The sequence below is a fragment of the Allobosea sp. Root670 genome (assembly GCF_001429415.1).
Taxonomy (GTDB): domain Bacteria; phylum Pseudomonadota; class Alphaproteobacteria; order Rhizobiales; family Beijerinckiaceae; genus Allobosea; species Allobosea robiniae.
This window is the reverse complement of the sequence record NZ_LMJU01000001.1, coordinates 435,317-457,632: the sequence shown is the minus strand read 5'-3', so window position 1 is coordinate 457,632 and position 22,316 is coordinate 435,317. Positions and strand designations below refer to the sequence as shown.

The 22,316-nt window shown below is 67.5% G+C and carries 17 protein-coding genes; 4 read left to right on the top strand and 13 right to left on the bottom strand.

Going from position 1 to position 22,316, the window contains the following annotated elements; all coding sequences use genetic code 11:
* Positions 1-9 precede the first annotated feature (9 nt).
* The 12 genes from ASE61_RS02055 to ASE61_RS02000 all read right to left on the bottom strand — a co-directional run bounded on the left by ASE61_RS02055 (position 10) and on the right by ASE61_RS02000 (position 12,539).
* Positions 10-915 (bottom strand): hypothetical protein, encoded by a 906-nt coding sequence (locus ASE61_RS02055; protein ID WP_061964165.1) that lies wholly within the window; start codon positions 913-915, stop codon positions 10-12.
* Positions 912-1,949 (bottom strand): hypothetical protein, encoded by a 1,038-nt coding sequence (locus ASE61_RS02050; RefSeq protein WP_061964163.1) that lies wholly within the window; start codon positions 1,947-1,949, stop codon positions 912-914. The genes ASE61_RS02055 and ASE61_RS02050 overlap by 4 nt, the downstream gene beginning before the upstream one ends.
* Before the next feature lie 41 nt (positions 1,950-1,990).
* The gene (locus ASE61_RS02045; RefSeq protein WP_061964161.1) at positions 1,991-3,934 is read right to left on the bottom strand and encodes a putative bifunctional diguanylate cyclase/phosphodiesterase; all 1,944 of its coding nucleotides are present in this window, start codon (positions 3,932-3,934) and stop codon (positions 1,991-1,993) included.
* 103 nt (positions 3,935-4,037) lie between these two features.
* A complete protein-coding gene (locus tag ASE61_RS02040; protein ID WP_156406953.1) occupies positions 4,038-4,388 on the bottom strand; it encodes a hypothetical protein in 351 nt (116 codons plus the stop codon).
* A gap of 111 nt (positions 4,389-4,499) precedes the next feature.
* A complete protein-coding gene (locus ASE61_RS02035; protein WP_061964157.1) occupies positions 4,500-5,354 on the bottom strand; it encodes a MaoC family dehydratase N-terminal domain-containing protein in 855 nt (284 codons plus the stop codon).
* On the bottom strand, positions 5,351-6,496 hold the full coding sequence (locus ASE61_RS02030) for a CaiB/BaiF CoA transferase family protein (RefSeq protein ID WP_061964154.1): 1,146 nt from the start codon (positions 6,494-6,496) through the stop codon (positions 5,351-5,353). Before ASE61_RS02030 ends, ASE61_RS02035 begins: the two co-directional genes overlap by 4 nt.
* 209 nt (positions 6,497-6,705) lie before the next feature.
* A complete protein-coding gene (locus ASE61_RS02025) occupies positions 6,706-7,830 on the bottom strand; it encodes a zinc-dependent alcohol dehydrogenase family protein (RefSeq protein ID WP_061964152.1) in 1,125 nt (374 codons plus the stop codon).
* An 80-nt stretch (positions 7,831-7,910) separates the two neighbouring features.
* On the bottom strand, positions 7,911-8,648 hold the full coding sequence (locus ASE61_RS02020) for an ABC transporter ATP-binding protein (protein ID WP_061964150.1): 738 nt from the start codon (positions 8,646-8,648) through the stop codon (positions 7,911-7,913).
* 11 nt (positions 8,649-8,659) lie between these two features.
* The gene (locus ASE61_RS02015; protein ID WP_061964148.1) at positions 8,660-9,403 is read right to left on the bottom strand and encodes an ABC transporter ATP-binding protein; all 744 of its coding nucleotides are present in this window, start codon (positions 9,401-9,403) and stop codon (positions 8,660-8,662) included.
* Complete coding sequence (locus tag ASE61_RS02010; protein WP_061964146.1) at positions 9,400-10,404, bottom strand: branched-chain amino acid ABC transporter permease; 1,005 nt, start codon at positions 10,402-10,404, stop codon at positions 9,400-9,402. The genes ASE61_RS02015 and ASE61_RS02010 overlap by 4 nt, the downstream gene beginning before the upstream one ends.
* Entirely contained in the window at positions 10,401-11,279 is an 879-nt protein-coding gene (locus ASE61_RS02005; RefSeq protein ID WP_061964144.1) for a branched-chain amino acid ABC transporter permease, read from the bottom strand. The genes ASE61_RS02010 and ASE61_RS02005 overlap by 4 nt, the downstream gene beginning before the upstream one ends.
* A gap of 123 nt (positions 11,280-11,402) precedes the next feature.
* On the bottom strand, positions 11,403-12,539 hold the full coding sequence (locus ASE61_RS02000; protein ID WP_061964142.1) for an ABC transporter substrate-binding protein: 1,137 nt from the start codon (positions 12,537-12,539) through the stop codon (positions 11,403-11,405).
* A 248-nt stretch (positions 12,540-12,787) separates the two neighbouring features.
* Between ASE61_RS02000 and ASE61_RS01995 the strand changes: the two genes are divergently transcribed.
* On the top strand, positions 12,788-14,053 hold the full coding sequence (locus ASE61_RS01995) for an alkyl sulfatase dimerization domain-containing protein (protein WP_162260052.1): 1,266 nt from the start codon (positions 12,788-12,790) through the stop codon (positions 14,051-14,053).
* 13 nt (positions 14,054-14,066) lie between these two features.
* Here the strand turns inward: ASE61_RS01995 and ASE61_RS26755 are convergent, their stop codons facing one another.
* Positions 14,067-14,588 carry a DUF4142 domain-containing protein gene (locus ASE61_RS26755; protein WP_061964138.1) on the bottom strand — a complete coding sequence of 174 codons (522 nt, stop codon included), beginning with the start codon at positions 14,586-14,588 and terminating at the stop codon, positions 14,067-14,069.
* Positions 14,589-14,727: 139 nt separating this feature from the next.
* On the opposite strand from ASE61_RS26755, the gene ASE61_RS01985 reads away from it, so the two are divergent.
* From ASE61_RS01985 to ASE61_RS01975, 3 genes are all read left to right on the top strand, one after another.
* Positions 14,728-15,483 carry a hypothetical protein gene (locus ASE61_RS01985; RefSeq protein ID WP_061964136.1) on the top strand — a complete coding sequence of 252 codons (756 nt, stop codon included), beginning with the start codon at positions 14,728-14,730 and terminating at the stop codon, positions 15,481-15,483.
* A gap of 105 nt (positions 15,484-15,588) precedes the next feature.
* Complete coding sequence (locus ASE61_RS01980) at positions 15,589-17,601, top strand: autotransporter assembly complex protein TamA (RefSeq protein ID WP_082617024.1); 2,013 nt, start codon at positions 15,589-15,591, stop codon at positions 17,599-17,601.
* On the top strand, positions 17,601-21,920 hold the full coding sequence (locus ASE61_RS01975; RefSeq protein WP_061964135.1) for a translocation/assembly module TamB domain-containing protein: 4,320 nt from the start codon (positions 17,601-17,603) through the stop codon (positions 21,918-21,920). Before ASE61_RS01980 ends, ASE61_RS01975 begins: the two co-directional genes overlap by 1 nt.
* Positions 21,921-22,316: the final 396 nt, after the last annotated feature.

Below are 22,316 nucleotides of genomic sequence, written 5' to 3'. Positions count from 1 at the left end.
CTCGCGTTTCTAGGCGCGCCCGGCCTGTTCCGGGCGCAGCTTCGATCCGGGGGCGGCCGGCAAACTGGTGATGACGACGCCGCAGAGGACCCAGAGCCCCGGCAGCAGAAGCTCGGCCGGCGGCAATTCCGCCAGCAGGAGATAGGCGGCGAGCGTGATCAGTGGCACGCGCAGGGTGTCGCCGCTGCAAAGTTGCAGCGGCGTGGCATGGCGGGAGGCGTTGGCCAGCGCGGCCTGCGAGACGAAGCCGCCGACGATCAGCGCGAGCACGGCGCCGCCGATCACGGCAAGCTCGGGCAAGGCGAAGGCCAGCCGGTACGGCTGCGGCGGCGGCGACCACTGCTCCGGCACGAAGAACCAGAGCAGCAGATAAAGCGGCAGCTGGATCGTATGCATCAGCAGCACGATGGACAGCGTGCTGCGCTGTGCCGCCAGCCGTGCCAGCATGAGATTGGTGCTGGTCAGCGCCGCGACGGCGCCGATGGCGATGGCGAGGTCGCGATTGGGGACGGCGTCGAGCCTGAACACCAGCAAGCCGATCCCGGTCGCGAGCACGGCAAGGCCGACGGTTGCACCGGTGCCGGGTCGGCGGCGCAGGATCAGGAAGAGCAGCACGCCTGCGAAGAGCGGACCGGTGAACTCGATGGTGGTGACGAGCGCGAGCGGCAGATGTGCCAGGCTCCAGATCAGCGCGAGCGAGCCGACGAGATGCAGGATGCTGCGGGCGATATCCTCGCGCAGCTTCGGGGGGAGAATGGTGCGACGCTGTTCCGCTCCGCCGGCCCAGACGGCCGAGCCTGCGATGGCAAGGCTGCCGATCGAGCGCAAGAGCCCGATCTCGATGACGGTGAGATAGCCCGAGAGCAGCCGGATGGAGAGAGCGATCGCGAGATAGGAGGCGAGATAGGCGCTCATCCACCCGAGGAAGGCCGGAAATCCTCGACCTGCCCCGTCCAGGGAATGCCCAGCAACATGCGCTCCAGGATGGCCATTCGCATCGGCACGGAGAGCTGGACCTGACGGAAATAGCCTGCGTTCGGGAGGCTGTCGCATGAGGTGTCGAGCTCCGAGAAGCGCGGAAGAGGGTTGAGGATCAGTGTGTCCGAACGGGCATCCAGGACCTTGCGGGCGGTCAGTGTGAAGGGCTCGCTCTCTTTTTCCTTGTCGACGGCTTCGTTGCCGAGGGAGGCGTGGGCGAATTTGCTCATGTCCTGCATCTGGATGCTGAGCACGTCATGGTCGAGCGTATGGCGGATGTCGTGGACGAGCCCGACCTGCGTGCCGAGATCGGCGAGCACGGTCATCGCCTCGCGCATCGCCGGGTTGAGCGGCGTATCCGGCAGGCAGCACAGCGTGAAGCGCTTCGGCGGGGAAAGGCGCAGCATCTTCACGAAGGAGATCGCGAAGCGGGCGCGTGAATCGCTCGACAGGGCTATGCTGAGATTCTCGATCGCGCCGCGCATCTGCCGGATCGCGAAGATGTCGACCAGAGCCTGGGTCGGGTGCTCGTCGGCTCCGTTGCCGGCATTGATGACCGGCAGATAGCTCAGCCGCCCGACGCGGTAGGGCATGTCCTCCATATGCGAGCGCACGATCAGCACGTCGCTGTAGAGCTCGACCGTATGGATATGGTCCTCGATCGATTCGCCGGTATCGGTGCCCATGCGGCTGCGGTCGGTGTCATAGGCGTCAATCGACTGGTGGCCGAGCCGGGCGGCCGCGGTCTGGAAGCCGAGGCGGGTGCGGGTGCTGCGCTGGTCGAACAGGGTGGCGATCACCTTCGGCCGGCGGCGCGGGGCGGGCGGCTGCTCGGGCAGGGGCAGTCCGGCCTTTTCCAGCTCTTCTTCGTGGAGATGCCGCTCGGCACGCGCGATGATGTCGTCGAGATCGAAGCGCGAGACGGCATCGGCGCTCAGCAGATCCTTCCCGCTCGGATAGTTCGGGCGCATCAAGGCCTCCGGCTCGCGCGATCGTCTGCGTCCGGGGCGCGTCAGGCAACCTGACTGAAGCGGCCCGGCTTGCGCGAGCCGGAACGCGAGCGCGTCGACCCCATTCGCCCCGTCGCCACACGATCGCCGATCATGGGCAGCAAATCCTCCGCTGTCATCGGCTGGGCGAAGATATAGCCCTGAATGCCGTGGACGGCGTGCTTTTCGATGACGGTGAGCTGCTCCTGCGTTTCCACGCCCTCGACGATCAGGCGCAGCTTCAGGTCATGCGCGAGCTGGGCGATTGCGTTCATCAGCGAATCCGCCTTGCGCGAGGTCCCGAGTTCCTGGGTAAAGGCCTGATCGATCTTGATCGTGTCGATCGGCAGATGGGCGAGATAGCTGAGCGAGGAGTAGCCCGTGCCGAAATCGTCGAGGGCGATCCGCACGCCGAGCGCGCGCAGCGCGACGAGGCGCGAGACGACATGGTCGGGATCGTCGATCAGCGAACTTTCGGTGATCTCGATCGTCAGCCGGTGAGGTTCGATGCCGCTCATCCGCAGGAGCGCCTCGACGACGCCGACGATGTCGTGGCCATGATCGAACTGGCGCGCCGAGACGTTGACGCTGACGCCGACGCTGCGCGGCCAGGACAAGGCTGACCGGATCGCCTCGCCGAGCACCCAGGAGCCCAGCACGGTGATCAGCCCGGTCCGCTCGGCCAGCGGGATGAAGATCGCGGGGCTGATCATGCCGCGCCGTGGATGCTGCCAGCGCAGCAGCGCCTCGGCCATGGTCGCGGTGCCGGAGCGAGGGTTGTAGATCGGCTGGAAATGCAGCTCGAACTCGCCGCGGCGAATGGCGTCGCGCAGTTCCGTTTCGAGCGCCACGCCGTCTTCATGCTCATTGCGGATCGCATCGGTATACATGACGAAGCGGTTCCTCCCGTCGAGCTTGGCCCGATAGAGGGCGATGTCGACGCATTTCAGGGCCTCGTCGATCGAGGCGGCACAGCCGGCGGGCGCGATTCCCATGCTGGCCGTGGCGGTGACGTGACGTCCGCCGATGACGCGCTGGCTGGCGAGCATCATGACGAGGCGGGCCGCCAGCGCGCTGGCACCCTCGGCATCGCGCGTGGTGGCGACCATGAATTCGTCGCCGCCGGTGCGCGCGGCGATGTCGCCGACGCCGAGCTCGGCGAGCAGAGTTTCGCTGAAGCCCTGCAGCAGCGCATCGCCGATATCGTGGCCGAGGCTGTCATTGATGCTCTTGAAGCGGTCGATATCGATCGAGATCAGGGTCACCGGGCGGCCGGAAGCGGCCATTTGCCGGATCTCGCGCATGAAGCCGCGGCGGTTGTAGAGGCTGGTGATCGTGTCGTTGACGGCCAGATGCTCGAGTTCGCGCATGGTGCGCAGCCGGGCGAGGAAGATCCGGTGGATCACCTGGGCACTCGAGAAGGTCAGGACGGCCGTGAGCGCGACTGAAAGCCCGATCACCAGATAAGCGGGGTCCCGCGTCCACAGCAGGGCGAACGTAAAAGGCGTGGCCGCCGCCAGCACCTGTACGCGGGTGATCACCGGCCGCGAGCTGTTGCGCCCGGAAATGCCGGCGAGATAGCCGATCGTCTGGGCGATCGCCAGCGCCGCGACGGGCTCGTAGGTATAGCGCAGGATGGCATAGCAGCCGAAGGCCGAGATCAGGGCGGCGGTCGACCAGGCGCCGGCCATGGCCAGGTTTTCGAGCGTGCCGATCTGGCGTTCCGTCGACGTCGCGAGGTGGATGCCCGTGTAGTAGCGGTGCGACAGGTAGCGGAACACGCCGATCGCGACCATCGCTGCTGCCATGAGGTGGAAGACGATATCGCCGCCGGTCAGTAACGCGCTCGCGGCCATCACGGCCGCGACCGTGACGGTGCCGATGAAAATCGTGCCTGGCGTGGCATAAAGTGCTGCCACCAGTTCCGATTTCATGGCGAGATCGTTTTCGTGAACGTCGACGATCATCAGGCGTCCCGTCGCTGTGTCTGCTTTTTGGCCGGCGTAGGTGCTATTCTCGCTAAAAATCTATTAAAGAACTGTATGTCGCTTCGGAGGTTTCGCCGACAAATTATAATTCTACGCCGATATAGCGCGGCCGGCTGCGCAGACGGTACTTGGCGAAATCTTCAAACTCGCCTCTGATCGGCTCCGCCTTCAGGCCTGCGGGCCATTTTCCGGCGCCGTGGGCGAGGTCGAGGATGCGGTGCGCTTCCGGCGCGATGCGCTGGCCATCGGCGCCGTAGCGCGAGGTTTGCGTGACATCGATCCGATAGGTCACGCCGTCGATCACGGCGAAATCGCATGCGGGGCAGACTGGGCTGATCAGCGGCTGCTCGTCTCTCTCAGCGGAGGCGATGCGGTTGAAGATGCCGGCAACGCGATCCGAATATTCCCTTACGTCAGTGTTGCTGACTTTCACGATCTGCACCGTATTCGGGTACAGGCAGATGTCGGCGATACTCTTCAGCGCCGGCGGGCCAGCGGGGATGGCGGCTCCGGCCTTGAGCGTCCTGCGGCGGTTGAGACGCTGTCACGCCGGGCGGTGGAAGCCTTCCATGCGCACCCGCCCGTCCGCGCCCTCGGTCCAGCCCCGGACGCTGCCATCCGCCTGCCGCTTCGCCTTCACCCGGAAGGTGCCGCCCGCGATGAGCGGGCTCAGGCCCCGGTAGTCGAGCCGGATCGGTGCGCCTCCGGTCAATGTCGCCAGGATGTTGGCGATCAATGTCGCCTGGATCGGCCCGTGCACGACCAGCCCGGCATAGCCTTCCGTCCCGGTCGCATAGGGGAAATCGTAGTGGATGCGATGGCCGTTGAAGGTCAGCGCCGAGTAGCGGAACAGCAGCAGCGGGTTGGCCTCGACCTCCCAGGTGAGGTCGGCAGGCTCGCCCTCGGCGGCGGGGCCCGGGGCGCCGGCCGCGGAAGCACCCGGTTGCGCCGCTTCGCGATAGACGATGTCGTGCCGCTCGCGCAGCGCCACGCCGCGCTCGGTCGTATAGTCGTGGTGGACGGCGACGAAACAGAGCGGGCCGCTGCGACCTTCCTTGTAGGAGATCTCGCCGATCCGGGAATGCCTGATGACGCGGTCGCCCTCGCGCAGCGGCGACAGGGTCTCGATCCGCCCGCCGGCCCACATCCGCCGGGGCAACGGCACCGGCGGCAGGAACTCGCCTTTGGCGGCATGCCCATCGGGTCCGCAGGCGTCGATATCCGAGATCGGCGGCGCCAGGCACCAGTGCAGCGCCAGCGGCGCCTCGCCGGGATGGTGAGGGGCGAGATGGCGGCCGAAGGTGGCGGCGAAGCTCTGCACCAGCCGCGGCGTGACGATGTCCTGCGCTTCCTCTGTCCTGCCGGTCCAGGCTGCGAGCTTGGCGATGTCGATGCTCATGAGGGGCTTTCCTCTGTCTGGCGGGCGAATTCGGCGCGCAGTGCCGCGTCGTGTTGGCCCAGCGCCGGAACCGGCCGCATTGCAACGCGCTCGCCATCGACGATAGCGGATGGCGCCAGCACCTCGACGGGGCCGTTCGGTGTCGGGACGGGCAGGGCGGTCGCCGCCGGATGGTCGATCAGTCCGCCCACGGTGGACACCGTGCCATAGGCGATGGCATGGCGATCCAGCGCGGCGGCGATATCGGCAAAGCGCCGCCGGCCAAGGAGCACCTGCACCTCGCCATCGAGGGGCGCGCGCTCCTTCACCCGCAGCACATTGGAGGCGAAGCGCGGATCGGCTGCGAGCTCGGGGCTTTCGAGCACGTCGCGGGCGAAGACCTGCCATTCCCGTTCGCTCTGGATCGAGACCAGAACCTCGCCGTCAGCGAGCGAGAACACGCCATAGGGCGCGATCGAGGGATGGGCGAGCCCGACCCGCGCCGGCTCGATGCCGCCATAGCGGCGGGTGAGATAGGGCACGTTCATCAATTCGGCGAGCGTGTCGAACAGCGAGAGCGCGATCGCCGAGCCCTCGCCGGTGCGCGCCCGCTTCAGCAGCGCCTCGAGGATTGCGGCATAGGCCGCCTGTCCCGTGGCGATGTCGGCGATCGAGACGCCGATGCGCGACGGACCGGATTCGGCCGTGCCGGTGATGGCGGAGAGGCCCGATTCCGCCTGGATCAGCAGGTCATAGGCCTTGCGCCGCTCATGCGGCGTGCCCGGCGCATAGCCGGAGATGTCGCAGGTGATCAGCCGCGGATGGCGTTGTCGAAGCGTCCCGCTGCCGAGCCCGAGCCGGTCGGCCGCACCGGGTGCCAGATTCTGGATGAAGATGTCGGCCGACGCGATCATAGCCTCGACCAGCGCGAGGTCCTCCGGCTGCCGCAGGTCGACCCGGCAGGATTCCTTGCCCCGGTTGATCCAGACGAAATAGGAGGACTGGCCCTTGGCGAAGGCGTCATAGCCGCGCGCGAAATCGCCTTCCGGCCGCTCCAGCTTGATCACGCGTGCGCCGGCATCGGCGAGCTTGCAGCTCGCGACCGGCGCGGCCACCGCCTGCTCCAGCGCGACCACGACGATTCCTTCGAGCGCATTCGACATCGGCATCCCCTGGGCAGAGTGGAGAGGAAGAGCGCCCCGGTGACTGCAAGTCAAATGGGGCGGCTGGTTGGCGCGGGATGTGGCGCCTCGACAGATGGGAGCGCGGCGCCCGCGAGGCCGGCGCAACTTGAATCAACATGTCACGAATGGGTGCTATGTCACTGATGGAATGCTGAAAGAGCCGCTGCCCAAGCTTGGCTTTGCCCGCCTCACATCCTGACGATATGCCGGATCGTGCGGCCCTCGTTCAGCGCGTCGAAGCCCTCGTTGATCTCGTCGAGGCTGCCGGAGCTGGTCCAGAGCTTGTCCACCGCCAGTCGCCCGCGTTGGTAGAGCTCGATGAAGCGCGGGATATCGCGCGAGGGCACGCAGGAGCCCACGTAAGAGCCTTTCAGCGTCCGCTCCTCCGCGACCAGCCTGACAGGCGAGAGCGAGAGCGTATGGGCAGGGTTGGCGAGCCCGGCGGTGGTCGTCGTGCCGCCGCGCCGCGTGATCTGATAGGCGAGATCTAGCGCCTTGACCGACCCGGCCATCTCCAGCCCGTGATCGACGCCGCCCTTGGTTGCCTGTTTGATCGCTTCGATGACATCCGGCGTGTCGGCCTTGAAGGCATCAGTCGCGCCCAGCGCCAGCGCCAGATCGAGCTTGTCCTGCGCGAGATCGACGGCAACGACACGCGAGGCGCCGCAGGCGATGGCGCCGAGCAGGGCCGAGAGCCCGACGCCGCCGAGCCCGACCACCGCGACTGTCTCGCCGGCCTTGATCCGCGCCGTGTTCACGGCGGCACCGACGCCAGTCAGCACAGCGCAGCCGAAGAGCGCGGCGATCTCATGCGGAATATCGGCCTCGATCTTGACCAGCGAGTGGCGCGAGATCACCGCATGCTCGGCAAAGGCGGAGACGCCGATATGATGATGTACCGGCTGGCCGGCGACCGAGAGTCGCCGCCCGCCGCCGAGCATCTCGCCACGGCCATTGGCGGCATTGCCGGGCTCGCACAGGGCGGGGCGGCCCTCGGCGCAGGGTGCGCAATGCCCGCAGGACGGCACGAACACCATCACCACCCGGTCGCCGGGCTTCAGGTCATTGACGCCCTCGCCGGTCTCGACGACCTCGCCGGCGGCCTCATGGCCGAGCACCATCGGCACCGGGCGCGGGCGGTTGCCGTCGATCACCGAGAGGTCGGAATGGCAAAGACCAGCGGCGCGGATGCGAACCAGAACCTCATCGCGCCCGGGCGGGGCGAGGTCGAGCTCCTCGATCCGCAGCGGGCGGCTTTGCGCATAGGGCGCCGCAACCGGGCTCGCGTTCAGGACGGCGGCGCGAATCTTCATGGGGCGTCGGGCTCCGGTCTCGATATCCGTCGCCATCCCGACAGGAGAGGGCGCCGCTGTCAAAGCCTCAGGGCTAGCCTTCAGGCCGCGTCGGTCAATGTGCCGCCGAGGAAGAGCTGGCCGATGCGCGGATCGGCGAGGATCTCCGCCGCCGGCCCCTGCATGCGGGTGCGGCCGAGTTCGAGCACCAGCCCTTCGTCGGAAATCTCCAGCGCCGAGCGGGCGTTCTGCTCGACCATCAGGATCGAGACGCCCTTGGCACGAAGGTCCTTCAGGATGCCGAATGTCTCCTGCACCATCAGCGGAGAAAGGCCGATCGAGGGTTCGTCGATCAACACCAACTTGGGGTCGAGCAGCAGCCCGCGCACGATTTCGAGCTGCTTCTGCTCGCCGCCTGACAGCGTCGAAGCCTGCTGGCCGGCCTTGGCGCGAAGCGCCGGGAAGCGATCGAGCGCCGCTTCCAGCCGTTGCGGCATGTCGGTGATCGCAGAGCCCGCGGCGACCGTGCCGAGCTCGATATTGTGGCGCACCGAGAGTTCGGGGAAGATGTTGCGCCCCTGCGGGACATAGCAGATGCCGGCTTCGAGCAGCTTGCGCTGATTCCAGCCGGTGATGTCGCGACCGTCGAAGCGGATGCGGCCTTCGCGCAGCTTGAGCAGGCCGAAGATCGCCTTGAACACGGTCGATTTGCCGGCACCGTTCGGCCCGATGACCGTGGTGATCGCACCGCGCTTCACCGCAAACGAGGTGCCGTTCAGGATGGTCATGGCGCCATAGCCGCCGACCACGCTGTCGAGTTCGAGGATCGGTGTGCTCATCGCCGCGCTCCTCAATGACCCAGATAGGCTTCGATCACGGCCGGGTTGGCGCGGACCTCGGCCGGCGTGCCCTCGGACAGCACTTTGCCTTCCGCCAGCACGATCACGCGGGTGCAGAGCGACATCACGAAATCCATGTTGTGCTCGATCACCACGAAGGTCGCGCCCTGCTCGGCATTGATCGCGCGCAGGCGCTCCTTCAGGTCGCCGAGCATGGTGAGGTTCACGCCGCCGGCCGGCTCGTCGAGCAGCACGAGGCGCGGGCCGGCCATGAAGGCCATCGCCGCGTCGAGCAGCTTCTGCTGGCCATAGGAGAGCCCGCCGGCCTTGGCGTCGGCGAGATGGCCGAGCTTGAAGAAGCCGATCATCTGCTCGGCCTTGTCGGAGAGGCCGGAATCGCGCGCACCGAACAGGCGCCTGAGCATCGAGCCCTGATGCTCCTGGCCGGCGAGGATCAGATTCTCGCGCACCGAGAGTTCCGGGAAGACCTGCAGCAGCTGGAAGGTGCGGCTGACGCCGAGCCGGTTGAGCGCCGACGGGCGCATGTTGGTGACATCGCGGCCGTCGAGCTTCACCGCGCCCTGCGTCGGTTCGAGCTGGCCGAGGATGCAGTTGAACAGGGTCGACTTGCCGCAACCGTTCGGCCCAATGATGCCGAGGATTTCGCCCTCGTTGACCGAGAAGGATACGCCGTTCACGGCCTTGATGCCGCCGAAGGCCTTGTGCAGGTCGTGGACTTCGAGGACCGGGCTCATCGCGCGCCTCCGGCCTTGCGTCGTATCGCGTTCCAGCCGCGCTCGATCAGGCCGCTAACGCCTTGCGGGCAGATGACCAGCAGTGCCAGCACGATCGTCGCGAAGATGATCAGGTAGAGCGAGCCGGCGAAGCGCAGCCATTCCGGCAGCACGACGCCGAGCAGTGCGCCGACGAAGGGGCCGAAGAGATAGCCGGCACCGCCCGCGACCACCATCAGCAGCAGGAACAGGCTCTGCGACAGCGAGAAGGGGGAGGGGTCGATGAACTCGACCAGCGGCGCATAGAGCGAGCCGGCGAAGCCGCCATAGGCCGAGCCGATGGCGAAGGCGAGCAAGGTGTAGGCGCGGGTATCGATGCCGAGGCTCGCGGCCCGGACCGGGTTTTCGCGGAGCGCCGTGAAGGCACGCCCCCAGGGCGAGCGGACGAGCCACCACAGCCCCAGCGACAGGATCAGCGTGACGACAACGACGAAGCGATGGAATTCCAGCGCACCGAACAGCTTGATGCCCAGGAAATCGGGGCGATTGATGTTGGAGATGCCGAAGACGCCGCCGGTCAGCCATTGCTCGTTGCGGAGCACCAGCCAGATCAGCGTCGAGAAGGCGAGCGTGACGAAGGCGAGGTAATGGTGGCGCACCCGCAGCGCCGGGAAGCCGAGCAGGAGGCCTACCGTGAAGGTGAGCAGGCCCGACAGCGCGAAGGCGGCATACCAGCTTACCCCGTATTTCGTCGTCAGGATCGCGGTCGTATAGGCGCCGAGCCCCATGAAGGCCGCCTGCGCCAGCGAGGTCTGGCCGGCGTAGCCGAGCGTGAGGTTGAGTCCCATTACACCGATGCTCATGACGAGCCAGAGCGAGAGCACATAAGTGCCGTAGCGGCCCATCCCGACAGGCGCGAACCAGAGGATGACGGCGCCAAGCAAGAGCCCGATCAGCGCGGCATCGATGCGGCCGGTGACGCGGCGCGGGGGCGCGGAATTCTGGACGGCAGGGGCGCTCATACGCGGCGCTCCTCCTTGCGACCCATCAACCCTTCTGGCTTGACCAGGATGATGGCGACGAGCAGGACGAGCGGCACGGCGAGCCGGTATTGCGACGAGACATAAGCCGCAGCGAGCGAATCCGCGACGCCGATCAAGAGGCCGCCGACGAGGGCACCGCGCACCTGGTTGAAGCCGCCGACGATGGCCGCGATGAAGGCGAAGAGGCCGATGGTCTCGCCGTTCGAGAACTTCGCCAGATAGATCGGCGAGATCAGGAGCGAGGCGACGACCGCGAGCGCGGCATTGAGCAGGAAGGTGAGCAGCACCATCCGCTCGACGGGGATGCCGAGGATGCGCGCGACCGTCGGGTTCTGCGCCGTCGCCTGCATCTGCCGGCCGAGCTTCGTGCCGCCGACGAACCATTGCAGCAGGCCGATCGCGGCGAAGGCGACGACGATGATCGCGAGATGCTGCAGCGAGATCGATACGCCGAGCAGGTTGATCATGTCGGTCGGCACCAGCGAGGGGAAGCTTTGCGCCTCGGCCGAGAAGCCGTCCTTGGCGCCTTCCTTCATCACGATCGAGAGCGCCATGGTGGCGATGGCGAGCGGCAGCACGCCATGCTTGATCATCGGGTCGACGACGACGAGCTTGAAGCCCGCGCCGAAGATCAGCAGGAAGACCGCGATACCGAGCAATCCCCCGGCCCAGAGCGGCAGGCCGAGGAGCTTGACCGCGAGCAGGATCAGCACGGCCGGCAGCATGACGAACTCGCCCTGGGCGAAGTTGATCGTCTGCGAGGTCTGCCAGACCAGCGTGAAGCCGATCGCGGCGAGCGCGTAGATCGCGCCCGTGGCGATGCCGGCAATGAGATAGGCGATGAATTCGGCCATGGCTGATCTTGTGTGGTGCAGGAAGCGTCATGGCCGGGCTTGACCCGGCCATCTCGGAAACCAGCTTCTAGTCCTGAGATTCCCGGGTCGACGCTACGCGCCGCCCGGGAATGACGGTTTAGCTTACGGCTTGATCCGAGGCAGGGTGGTGTTGATCACCTGCTTGCCGTTGACGACTTCAGCCAGGAAGCTCTCGCGGTCGAGATCGCCGTTCTGCTCGATCACGGTGTCGATCAGGATGCCCGGCTCCTCGCTCGCCTTGATGGTCGCGCCGCGCAGCGTGTCGGCGAGGCCCTTCTTGTCGAGCTTCTTCTGCTTCTCGGTCGCCCATTTCACCATGAACACGGCCATGTAGCCCTTCACGCCGTTATGGTCGGAGGCGAAGCCGTACTTTTCGCGGTAGCGCTTGCCGAATTCCTGCAAGGCCGGGATCGGCGCGTCGGTCGAAAGGCCGACATGGCCCTTGGCGCCATTGGCGGCGTCGCCGGCCAGCTCCAGCACCTTGGCGCCGAGCAGGGTGGTCTCGCCGATCATCGGCTTGGCGATGCCCTGCTGCTTGGCGGCGCGCAGGAAGCGGGCGCTCTCCTCTTCGTTCAGATAGACGAAGACGGCGTCGGCATTGGCGTTCTTCACCTTGATCGCATCGGCGGTGAAATCGGCCTGGCCCTGCTCGGTCGCGACGTCGACGGCGACCTTGATGCCGGCCTTCTCGAGTTCGGGCAGGATGGCGTCGCGGCCGCCCTTGCCGAAATCGTTATTGACCCAGACCACGGCGATCGAGCCGGCCTTGACGGTGTCCTTCAGGTACTTGGCGATCTTCGGCATCGCCGCCGTCTGGCTGAGCGAGGTGCGGAAGATGTAGGGGTTGCCCTGCTTGGTGAAGCCGGCCGCCTCGCCGCCGACGATCTGGGCGATCTCGGCACGCTGCGAGATCTGCATGGAGGCGCCGATCGGGCCGGAGAAGATCGGGCCGAGAATGGCATAGGCGCCCTCGTCGATGCCGCGCTGCACAGCGGCGCGGGTGTTCCCCGGATTGGTCTGCGTGTCGTAATGCACGATCTCGACTTGCTTGCCGAGGATGCCGCCCTTGGCGTTGATGTCGGCGGCGGCCATGTCGGCGCCGTTCTTCCAGTTGGTCCCGGCGGCGGCGCCTGCACCCGACAATTCGATGACGTCGACCAGCTTGACCTTGTCCTGTGCCTGCACGGGCAGGCTGAGGGTGGCGCCGAGCGCGGCAGCCATGACCCAAAGCGATTTCATGTTCCTGTTTCCTCCCGGACGTGTCTTGTCGCATGCGCGGTCTTGATGCCGCGGGCGCTCGTCGGCTTTTTGCGCGGCTTTGGGGCGTGATGTCCAGAGGCGTCGAGGCCGGGCGGCGTCGAGGCTTTCGCTTTGCCGGGGATGGCGCTGGAACGGCCGCTGACGCGGGCTGTCAGCATGTAGCCGGATCGGCCTGCCGCGACGGGCCGATGGTGCTAGACAGAAGGAGCCTAGCCGGAGGACCCCGCATGAAACAGGACCCGTTGTTCGAACGCCTCTGGGATGGCACCGCCGCGATGGAGGAATGGACGGCCTCGGTCTCGCATGGCGCGATCACGCAGGTGGACGACAACATCATCACCGTTCACACGACCTATTTCTGCGGCAGCGTGACGGCGATCCGCACGGCGGAAGGCCTTGTGCTGATCGACACGGCCAAGCCCGACACCGCCAAGCAGACACTCGACGTCATCCGCTCCTGGGACGATGCTCCGATCCACACGGTGATCTTCACGCATGGCCATATCGACCATACCAGCGGCATCAAGCTGATCGACGAGGAAGCCGAGCGCCGGGGCGTTCCACGTCCGCGCATCGTCGCCCATCGCAATGTCGCCCGGCGCATGCAGCGCTATGTCGACACGCACGGCTTCAACAGCTTCGTCCAGGGCCAGCAATTCAACATGCCCGGCTATGTCTACCCGATCGGCCAGCGCCGCCCGGACGCGGTCTATGACGACACCCTGTCGCTCTCGATCGGCGGAGAGAAGCTCGAACTCTTCCATGGCCGCGGCGAGACCGATGACGCGACCTTCGTCTGGTTGCCCGAGCGGCGCGTGCTGGCGAGCGGCGATTTCGTGATCTGGGTGTTCCCCAATGCTGGCAACCCCCGCAAAGTCCAGCGTTACGCCGCCGAATGGGCACAGGCGCTCCGGCGGATGGAAGCGCTCAAGCCGGAAACGCTGATCCCCGGCCACGGGCCCGTCGTCTTCGGCGCGAAACGGGTGTCGCGGATGCTGAGCGACGGCGCCGAGGCGCTGGAGCATCTTGTCCGCGAGACGCTCGCGCTGATGAATGCGGGAGCGACGCTCGAAGACGTCCTGAACAAGGTCAAGGTTCCCGAGAGCTATCTCGCCAAGCCCTACCTGCTGCCGAAATACGATGATCCGGAGTTCTTGGTCCGCAGCATCTATCATCTCAATGCCGGCTGGTTCGACGGCAACGCCGCCCATCTGAAACCGGCCCGGACTGCGGAACTTGCCGCCGAACTCGCCGAACTGGCCGGTGGCGCCCGCAAGCTGGCTGAGCGCGCCGAGGCTCTGGCGGGGCAGGGGCAGAGCCGGCTCGCCGTGGCGCTGGCGGAACTCGCGGTGGCGGCCGCACCGGGCGATCCGCAGCTCCAGGCGATCCGCGCCGCGACGTTGCGCAAGCTGATCGACAGCGAATCCTCGCTGATGGGCAAGGCCTTCCTTGCCGTCTACGAGCGCGAGGCGGAAGGGCGCTCGAAGGGCTGAGGGCGGGTTTTGTCTATGGCGTGACCGCCAGTTCCTGGGACTTCCGGTCGAGCGCGCGGAACACCGGCAGCGACTGCGCTGCGAAGCTCTTCAACTCGGCGTCGTCCCCTTCGTTGGCATAGCGCTCCATCATCAGCGCGGCTTCGCGATGCGTGTTGCGCTGGGCTTCGACATAGGCCTTGTCGAAGGCGGCGCCTTGCTTGTCGGTGAGGTCGCGCAGGAGGTCGAGATGGCGCCCGTCCGGCCGGTCGGGCAGGGCGATATCCGAACGCTTGGCGATGATGCGGCGCAGGCCGCTCGTCACCGCGCCCTGTTCGCTGGCGAGAGCGTGCGCGAAATCCTTGATCGCGGGCGAACTGCTCTTGTGCAGCGCCAGTGTCGCCGATTCCATGCCGAACATCTGGGCGATCGCGGTCTGGCGCACGAATTCCGCGGCCGGAACGGCGGACTGCGCTGTGGCGGCGGAGCCGAGCAGAACGAGGCCGGCGACCCCCTGCAAAAGCGTCCGCCGGGTACGAAGGATCATCTGGGTCATGTTCGGGGAACCGAAAAGCCGCCCGGAGGTTCCATGGCGCCGAAGCCGGGCACCGGTGCATCGCCTCGCCTTGTCGCGCCCGGCCGGCTGCGATAGCAGGACGTGACGCGCTTGCCCGTCCGGATGCAGAGGAATTCCCATGCCGACTACCGTCGAGACCGTGCGCGATGCGCTGGTGAAGGCCCGCCGCGACCGCTCGCTGGCCGAGATCGCGAGCCTGCCGGTGCCGGCGACCCTGTCCGAGGGGCTCAAGGCGCAGGCGGCCGTGGGCGAGGCGCTGGGCCTGCCCGAGGCCGGCTGGAAGGTCGGCATCGCCGAGGATGGCACGGCGGTCGCCGGCCTGATGCCCGGACCTTATCTGGCGCCCGGCGATGTCTATGAAGGCGCGATCGGCGCGGAACTGCGCATCGAGATCGAGATCGCGCTCAGGCTTGCCCGCGACGTGCCGTTCCGCCCGGGCCAGCCCTGGTCGCGCGCCGAATTGCTGGGCTGCTGCGACAAGGCCTATCTCGGTATCGAGATCGTCGAGAGCCGCCTCGCCAACTGGTCCGGCAATGTCGCATTCCCGCTCTGGCTCGCCGACGCGATGGGCCATGGCGGCTACCTCGTCGGCCCCGAGCTCGACATCGCCACGCTCGACGATCTCACTGGCCTCGGCTGCTTCATCTCGCTCAACGGCGTGACGATCTACGACCAGCCGGCCGTTCACGGTAACGGCGACCCGATGACGCCTTTCCTCGCCTGGGCGAACCGCAAGAGCGATGATCTCGGCAGCCTGAAGGCGGGCCAGATCGTGACTACGGGCAGCCTCTGCGGCGGCGTGCTCTCGCCGGGCAAGGGCGAGGTCGTGACGCGACTTTCGCCGCTCGCGACGGTGACCTTAACCGTTCGTTAGCGGGAACGGTCGAGTCCTTGAGCATTGCGCATGTGGGCTCGCTGCCTATGATGGCGGCGGGCATGGGCATGATTTTGAGTGTGGCGGGGGTTGCTTGGAGGGTGGATGCGGTTCTGGCGTAGGGCAAGGCATGCGGTCGCGCTGAGCGGCGGCTGTGCGTTTGCCACACTGCTGAGCCTGCAGGCGGAACCTGCCCGGGCTTTCGATCTTTCGTCGCTCGACGTGTTCGGCCTCTTCACCAAGAAGGACGAGCCGCCGGCGCCGAGCCCGTCTGCCTTGCCCTACAAGCTCGAATTCGATCTCGGCGAGGCCGATGATGCCAAGGCCCTGACGCGCTCGCTGCAGGACGCCTCGCTGCTCTATCGCCTGCGCCAGGACGCCCCGCCCGACGGCGAGAGCCTGTCGCGCCGGATGGCGACCGATCTCAACCCGATGCTCGATGCGCTCTGGTCGCAGGGCTATTTCAACGCCGATGTGACGTTGATCGTCGACGGCGTCCCGCTCAAGGTCGGGGCCGAGCCGAACGCCACGCTGGTGCGGGCGCTGGAGGCGCATCGCAACCGCGACGCCGTGCCGATCACGGTCGTCGCCCGGCCCGGCAAGATCTTCGGCCTGCGCAGGATCGACATCGTCGAGCGCGACGAGTCCGGCTCCCCCGCGATCGCCGATGCGGTCAAGGTCTCTCGTCTGAAGGCCGGCGATCCCGCCACCGCTGCGGCGCTGCGGGCGGCGCAGGCGGCGCTGGTCGATCATATGCGGGCGCAATCGCGTCCGCTTGCCAAGGTCGTCGAGCTGCGCCCGGTCGTCGATCATGCCGCCGGCATCATGGACGTGACCTACGTCCTCGCGCCCGGGCCGCTCGCCGGCTTCGGCGACATCACGGTCGGCCAAACCGACGAGATCCCGCCGGAGGTCGTGCGCTCCTTCATCTATCTCGAACCGGGCGATCCCTACTCGCCGAAGGCGCTGGCCGATACCCGTCGCTCGATCGCGACGATCCCCGCTGTCGGCTCGGTCCGGTTCCGCGAGGGCGACAAGCTCGACGGTGCCGGCAATCTGCCGATCTTCGTCGAGGTGACCGAGCGGCCCAAGCGCCTGCTCGGCTTCTCGGCCCGCTATTCGACGATCGACGGCCCGGCGGTGAAGACCTATTGGGAGCACCGCAACCTGTTCGGCGGCGCCGAGCGCCTGCGGCTGGAGGCCAGCGTCTTCTTCGCGCCGCGCATCGACGGCACCAAGATCCAGCGCTTTGGCGACTTCAAGGAATCCGATCTCGGCGGCCGCTTCGCCTTCAGCTTCATGAAGCCGGCGCTCGGCGGCAGCCGCAATGACTGGCTGCTCGACGGCGTCGCGACGCGCGAGCGCGTCGGCCTCAACCGCTATGGCGGCTATACGGCGCGCTACGGCAACGTCACCTCGGCAATCCGCCACCGCTTCAGCGATACCTTCTCGGTCCAGGCCGGCATCGAGGTCGAGCGCGGCCAGACCAGCGACGTGCTGGGGCAGGTCGATTACACGCTGGTCGGCATCCCCCTCTCGGTGAAATACGATTCCACCGACAACCTGCTCGATCCGACGCGCGGTTTCCGCGCCACGGCCTCTTTCACGCCCTATCCGACCTTCCTCGGCTCAACGGTCGGCATCTATCAGACCAAGGCGGCGGTCTCCGGCTATTACGCGCTCGACGAGGACAAGCGCTACGTTCTCGCCGGTCGCGTCGGCTTCGGCTCGATTTCCGGCGCCAGCCTCGACGAGATCCCGGCGACGCGGCGCTTCTATGCCGGCGGCGGCGGCTCCGTGCGCGGCTATGCCTATCGCAGCCTGTCGCCGCTCGGCCCCTTCAGGCAGATCACCGGCGGCCGCAGCCTGCTGGAAGCCTCGGTCGAGGCCCGGATCAAGGTCACCGACACCATCGGCATCGTGCCCTTCTTCGATGCCGGCACCGCCTTCGAGTCGAGCCTGCCGGACGGCAAGCAGAAGCTGCAGATGGCCGCCGGCCTGGGCTTCCGCTACTATACCGGCATCGGGCCGATCCGGGTCGACATCGCCGCGCCGCTCAATCCGCGCAAGGGCGACAAGCCGGTCGCGCTCTATGTCAGCATCGGGCAGGCCTTCTGATGCGCCGGCTCCTGACCATTCCGCGTCTCGCTCTCCTGGCCCTGCTGCTGACGGCGGGCTTCCTCTTCTCGGCGCATTTCGGTGGCTTCGCCCAGAACGCCCAGACCGATCGCGGCGTCATCGCCGACCTGATCTCCAAGGCCCTGTCGAGCAGTACGAGCCAGGTCTCGATCGGAGAGGTCAACGGTGCGCTTTCCTCGGATGTCGAGATCCGCGACATCGTGCTCTCGGATCGCGATGGCGCCTGGCTCAGGCTCGACCGCGTTCGCCTGATCTGGACGCGCAGCGCCCTGCTGCTGCGCCGGCTCGATGTCGACCGGCTGGAGATCGGCAAGCTCGAAATCCTGCGCAAGCCGGCGCCGCAGCCGGCCGGCGCGGCTCCGCCGAGCAATGAGCCGATCCTGCCCGAATTGCCGCTCAAGGTGATCATCCGGGCGCTCCAGCTCAACGAGCTTGCACTGGGCGAACCGGTGCTCGGCGTCGCCGCCCGCTTGAGCGCCAGCGGCGCGGCGCGGCTGGGGCCGCCCAATGAGGGGCTCGACCTCAAGCTCGAGGCGAAGCGGCTCGATATGGGCGGACTCTTCGACGTCACCATGTCCTTCGTGCCCGAAAGCACGCGCCTGCAGCTCGCCGCCAAGCTCGACGAGCCGGCGGGCGGCCTGATCTCGAAGGTCGCCGGCCTGCCGGGCGAGCCGCCGGTGAAGCTCGACCTCAAGGGCGATGGCCCGCTCGATTCCTTCCGCTCCAGTCTCGTCTTCACAGCGGGCCCGACCATCGGCGCCGACGGCTCCGCGACGCTTACCCGCGCCGGGACCGAACGTCAGCTCGCGCTGGCCCTCGATGCCCGCATCGAAGGGCTGATGCCGGCGCCGGTGGCGCCGGTCTTCGCCGGCTCGACCCGGCTCGATGGCTCGGTCGGCTTCCGCGACGATAGCGGCATCGACATCCGCAATCTCGCGCTGGTCTCGGCGCTGGCGCGGCTCGACGTGCTCGGCCGCTACAATTCCGACAAGACGCTTGATCTGCGCGTCACCGCGGCTTCGCGTCCCAACGAGGGCGGCCGCACGGTCGCGTCCGGCACCGAGATCGGCAAGCTCGCCTTCGACGCGACGATCCGCGGCCCGGTGGCCGGACCGACCGTCGTCGCGAAGCTCGACGCAAACGACGCCAAGCTACCGGCCGGGCAATTCGGCAAGCTCGCTCTTTCCTTCAACGCGACGCCGACCGGCACGATCGGCGAGCCCGGCACCCGTATCGCTCTGACCTCTGACGGAGAGGCCAGCGGCATCGTGCTGGCCGACAAGGCACTGATGCGCGCGGTCGGCGACAAGGTTACCTTCACCTTGCGCGGCACCGGGCAGGATGACGGCACGGCCGATTTCGAGATGCTGAAGCTCGCGCTCTCCGGCGTCGAGCTGGATTACAAGGGCAAGCTCGGCCAGGCCCGCATGCTCGGACAGCTCAAGGCGGTGCTGCCCGATCTCGCCCGCTTGAGCGGCCTGGCCGGCCGACCCCTAGGGGGCAGGGCGGATATCACTGCCGATCTCGACGCGACCCCGCGCACGAACAACTACACCGCGTCGCTCGCGGGCAAGGCCGAGCGCCTTGCGACCGGCGAAGCCGCGCTCGACCGCCTGCTCGCCGGCAGCCTGACGCTGGCCGGCCGCGTCAATGCGCTCGCCGGCGACTATACGGTGAGCGGCTTGCGCGTCGCCGGCCAGCACGCGGCCTTCACCGCCGACGGCTCGATCGGACAGCAGCAATCCGACCTGAAGCTTGCGCTGAACCTGCCTGATCTCAAGCGCGCCGATCCGCGCCTGTCCGGCCGTGGTGACGTCACCGCCCAGATCACCGGCCCGCAGAACAGGCTCGATGCCACCGCCCGCATCGCCGTCGCCAACGCCACCGCGCTCGCCCGGCCGATCCCGCGCCTGACCATCGATGCCGTCGCGAAGGATCTGCAAGGCGCGCTCGACGCCAGCGTCACCCTGGCCGGCGAGGTCGATTCCAAGCCCGCGACCGGCTCGCTGCATCTCGCGCGCCAACCTGACGATGGCTGGAGCCTCTCGACGCTCGATTTCGCCCTCGGCTCGGTCCGCCTGAATGGCGGCCTCACCATCGATCCGACGAGCCGTGCCGCCGGCCGCCTGACGCTGGCCGCCCGCAATCTCGACGATCTCTCGGCCCTGGCGCTGACCAAGCTCGGGGGCCAGCTCGATGCCGATATCGTGCTGGCGGCGCCGGAAGGCCGGCAGGATATCGACCTGACGGCCCGCGGCTCGCGTCTCGCCGGTCCCTCGCTGACCATCGACAAGCTCGATGCCCGCGCCAATGCCAGGGATATCTACGGCCGCCCGATGCTCGACGCAGCGATCGCCATCGACCGCGCCGTTGCGGCTGGCGAGGCGATCAGCGGCATCCGCTTCGATTCGAAGGGCGCGCCCGACGCCAGCGCCTTTACGCTCAGCGCCAATGCCCGCGGTTTCGCGTTGAAGGGGGCGGGTCGGCTGGTTCCGGGCGAGCCGCTGAAGCTGGAGCTCGCCTCTTTCGACGCGCGCCGCGATGGCCGCGCGATCACGCTCGCCAATCCCGCTGCATTCAGCTTCCCGGCCTCCGGCGTCGAGATCGCCAATCTCGCCCTGCGGATCGACAAGGGGCGGGTGACGCTCGACGGTCGCGCCGGTGAGACGCTCGATCTGCGCTTCGCTGCCCGTGACGTGCCGCTGTCCGCCGCGAGCATCGCAGTGCCCAGCCTGAAGCTCGGCGGCACGCTGAACGCCGAAGCGCAGATCAAGGGCAGGCCTGGCGACCTCTCCGGGCCGTGGAAGCTTCGGATCGCGCAGCTCGTTACGCCCGAAACCCGTCAGGCCGGCCTGCCGCCGGTCGAGATCCAGGGCGAGGGCGCGCTCAAGGGCGATGCCGCCGGCATCTCCGCGACCGTCAACGCCGGCAAGGGCGCCAGTCTGACATTGCGCGGTACTGCGCCGCTCAACGCCACCGGCCCGCTCGACCTCACCGCACAAGGCCGGGTCGATGCCGCACTCGCCAACACCATGCTGGCCGCAGGCGGCCAGCGCGTCACGGGCGCGGTCGCCCTCGACATGCGCGCCGGCGGAACCGCTTCCGCCCCCCGCCTCAGCGGCAATGCGACCCTGACGGGCGGCAGCTTCACCGACGCCCTGCAAGGCATCCGCTTCAATGCCATCGAAGCGCGGATCGCCGCCAACGGCGACAACCTGACGATCGAGCGCGCCTCCGCCCGGACGCCGAATGGCGGCACGATCTCCGCCAGCGGCCAGGTCAAGGTCGATCCGGTCGCCGGCTTCCCCGGCAGTATCCGGATTCGCGGCGATCGCGCCCAGCTCGTCTCGAGCGGACTGGTCACCGCCGTGGCAGGGCTGAACCTCGAAATCACCGGCCCGCTGGCGCAGCGTCCCCGCCTCGGCGGCCGGATCGATATCGCCTCGCTCGAAGTCTCCGTGCCCGATCGCCTGCCGGCGACGCTTCGGCCGGTCGACGGCATCAAGCATGTCAATGCCAAGGGCGCGGCGGCTGCCCGCCTCGCCGCCGCGCGCAAGGCGCAGAAGGCCAAGGGGCGCGGTGGCCGTGCAGCGCCGGCCTTCGATGCGGCGCTCGCCCTGACGGTCTCCGCTCCCAGCAAGGTCTTCATCCGCGGTCGCGGCATCGATGCCGAGCTCGGCGGCGAGATTCGTGTCGGCGGCACCTCCTCCGCGCCCGCATTGGACGGCGGCTTCGAACTGCGCCGCGGGCGGCTCAGCGTCCTGACCCAGCGGCTCGATTTCAGCCGCGGCCGGCTGACCTTTGCCGGCGGGCTGATTCCCGACCTCGACTTCATTGCCCAGACCAGCGCCGGCGACGTCACCGCTCGCATCATCATCAGCGGCCCGGCCGACCAGCCGGTCTTCGCCTTCACCTCGCAGCCCGAACTGCCGCCTGACGAGGTGCTGTCGCGGCTGCTCTTCGCCCGTGCCTCGGGTTCGCTCTCGGCGTTCCAGGCCCTACAGCTCGCCCAGGCGGCGGCGCAGTTCGCCGGCGGCGGCGGTGACGATACCTTCGAGCGGCTGCGCAAATCGCTCGGCGTCGACAATCTCGACATCCAGATGGGCGAGGGCGGGCCGACCGTGGGAGCCTCGCGCTATATCAGCGACAATGTCTCCGTTGGCGTGAAGGTCGGCTCCAAGCCGGAGGATAGCGGCGTCTCGGTCGGCATCGACGTGACCAAGCGCCTGAAGCTCCAGGCCGAGACCGGGGCCGATGGCAGCGCTGCTGTCGGAATCGGGGCCGAGTGGGAGTACTGAGCAGGCCGCGTCGCCCGAAAAGGGCGCGCGAAGGGATTCGGCCCGATTCTGCTTTTCAGAGATGCGATTCCCGGGCGAGGCAAGCCGAAAACCTCTTGTGCGGTGCCGTTTCGGTTAATGCTTGGTGAATTTTGCCGGTCAAAGCGTGGCTCCCCTGCAACACCGGTTTCCAAAGCACCCCATTCACAGGCTCGGGCGGCGGATCGAGGTTGATCGGCGGGGCGGCTTTCGTATGGTGGGAATGCGTCGGGACGTTCCCGGTCGCTGTTTTTCGCCTTCGCCTCCGAAATAGGTCGGTGACGCAGGCGAAAGACCGGGAACAGGCAGGTTCTGCGATCAGGCTAGAAAGCTTGGGGCGGGGGGCAGGCTGAAGCCCGAGGGTCTCGAAACTCTTTT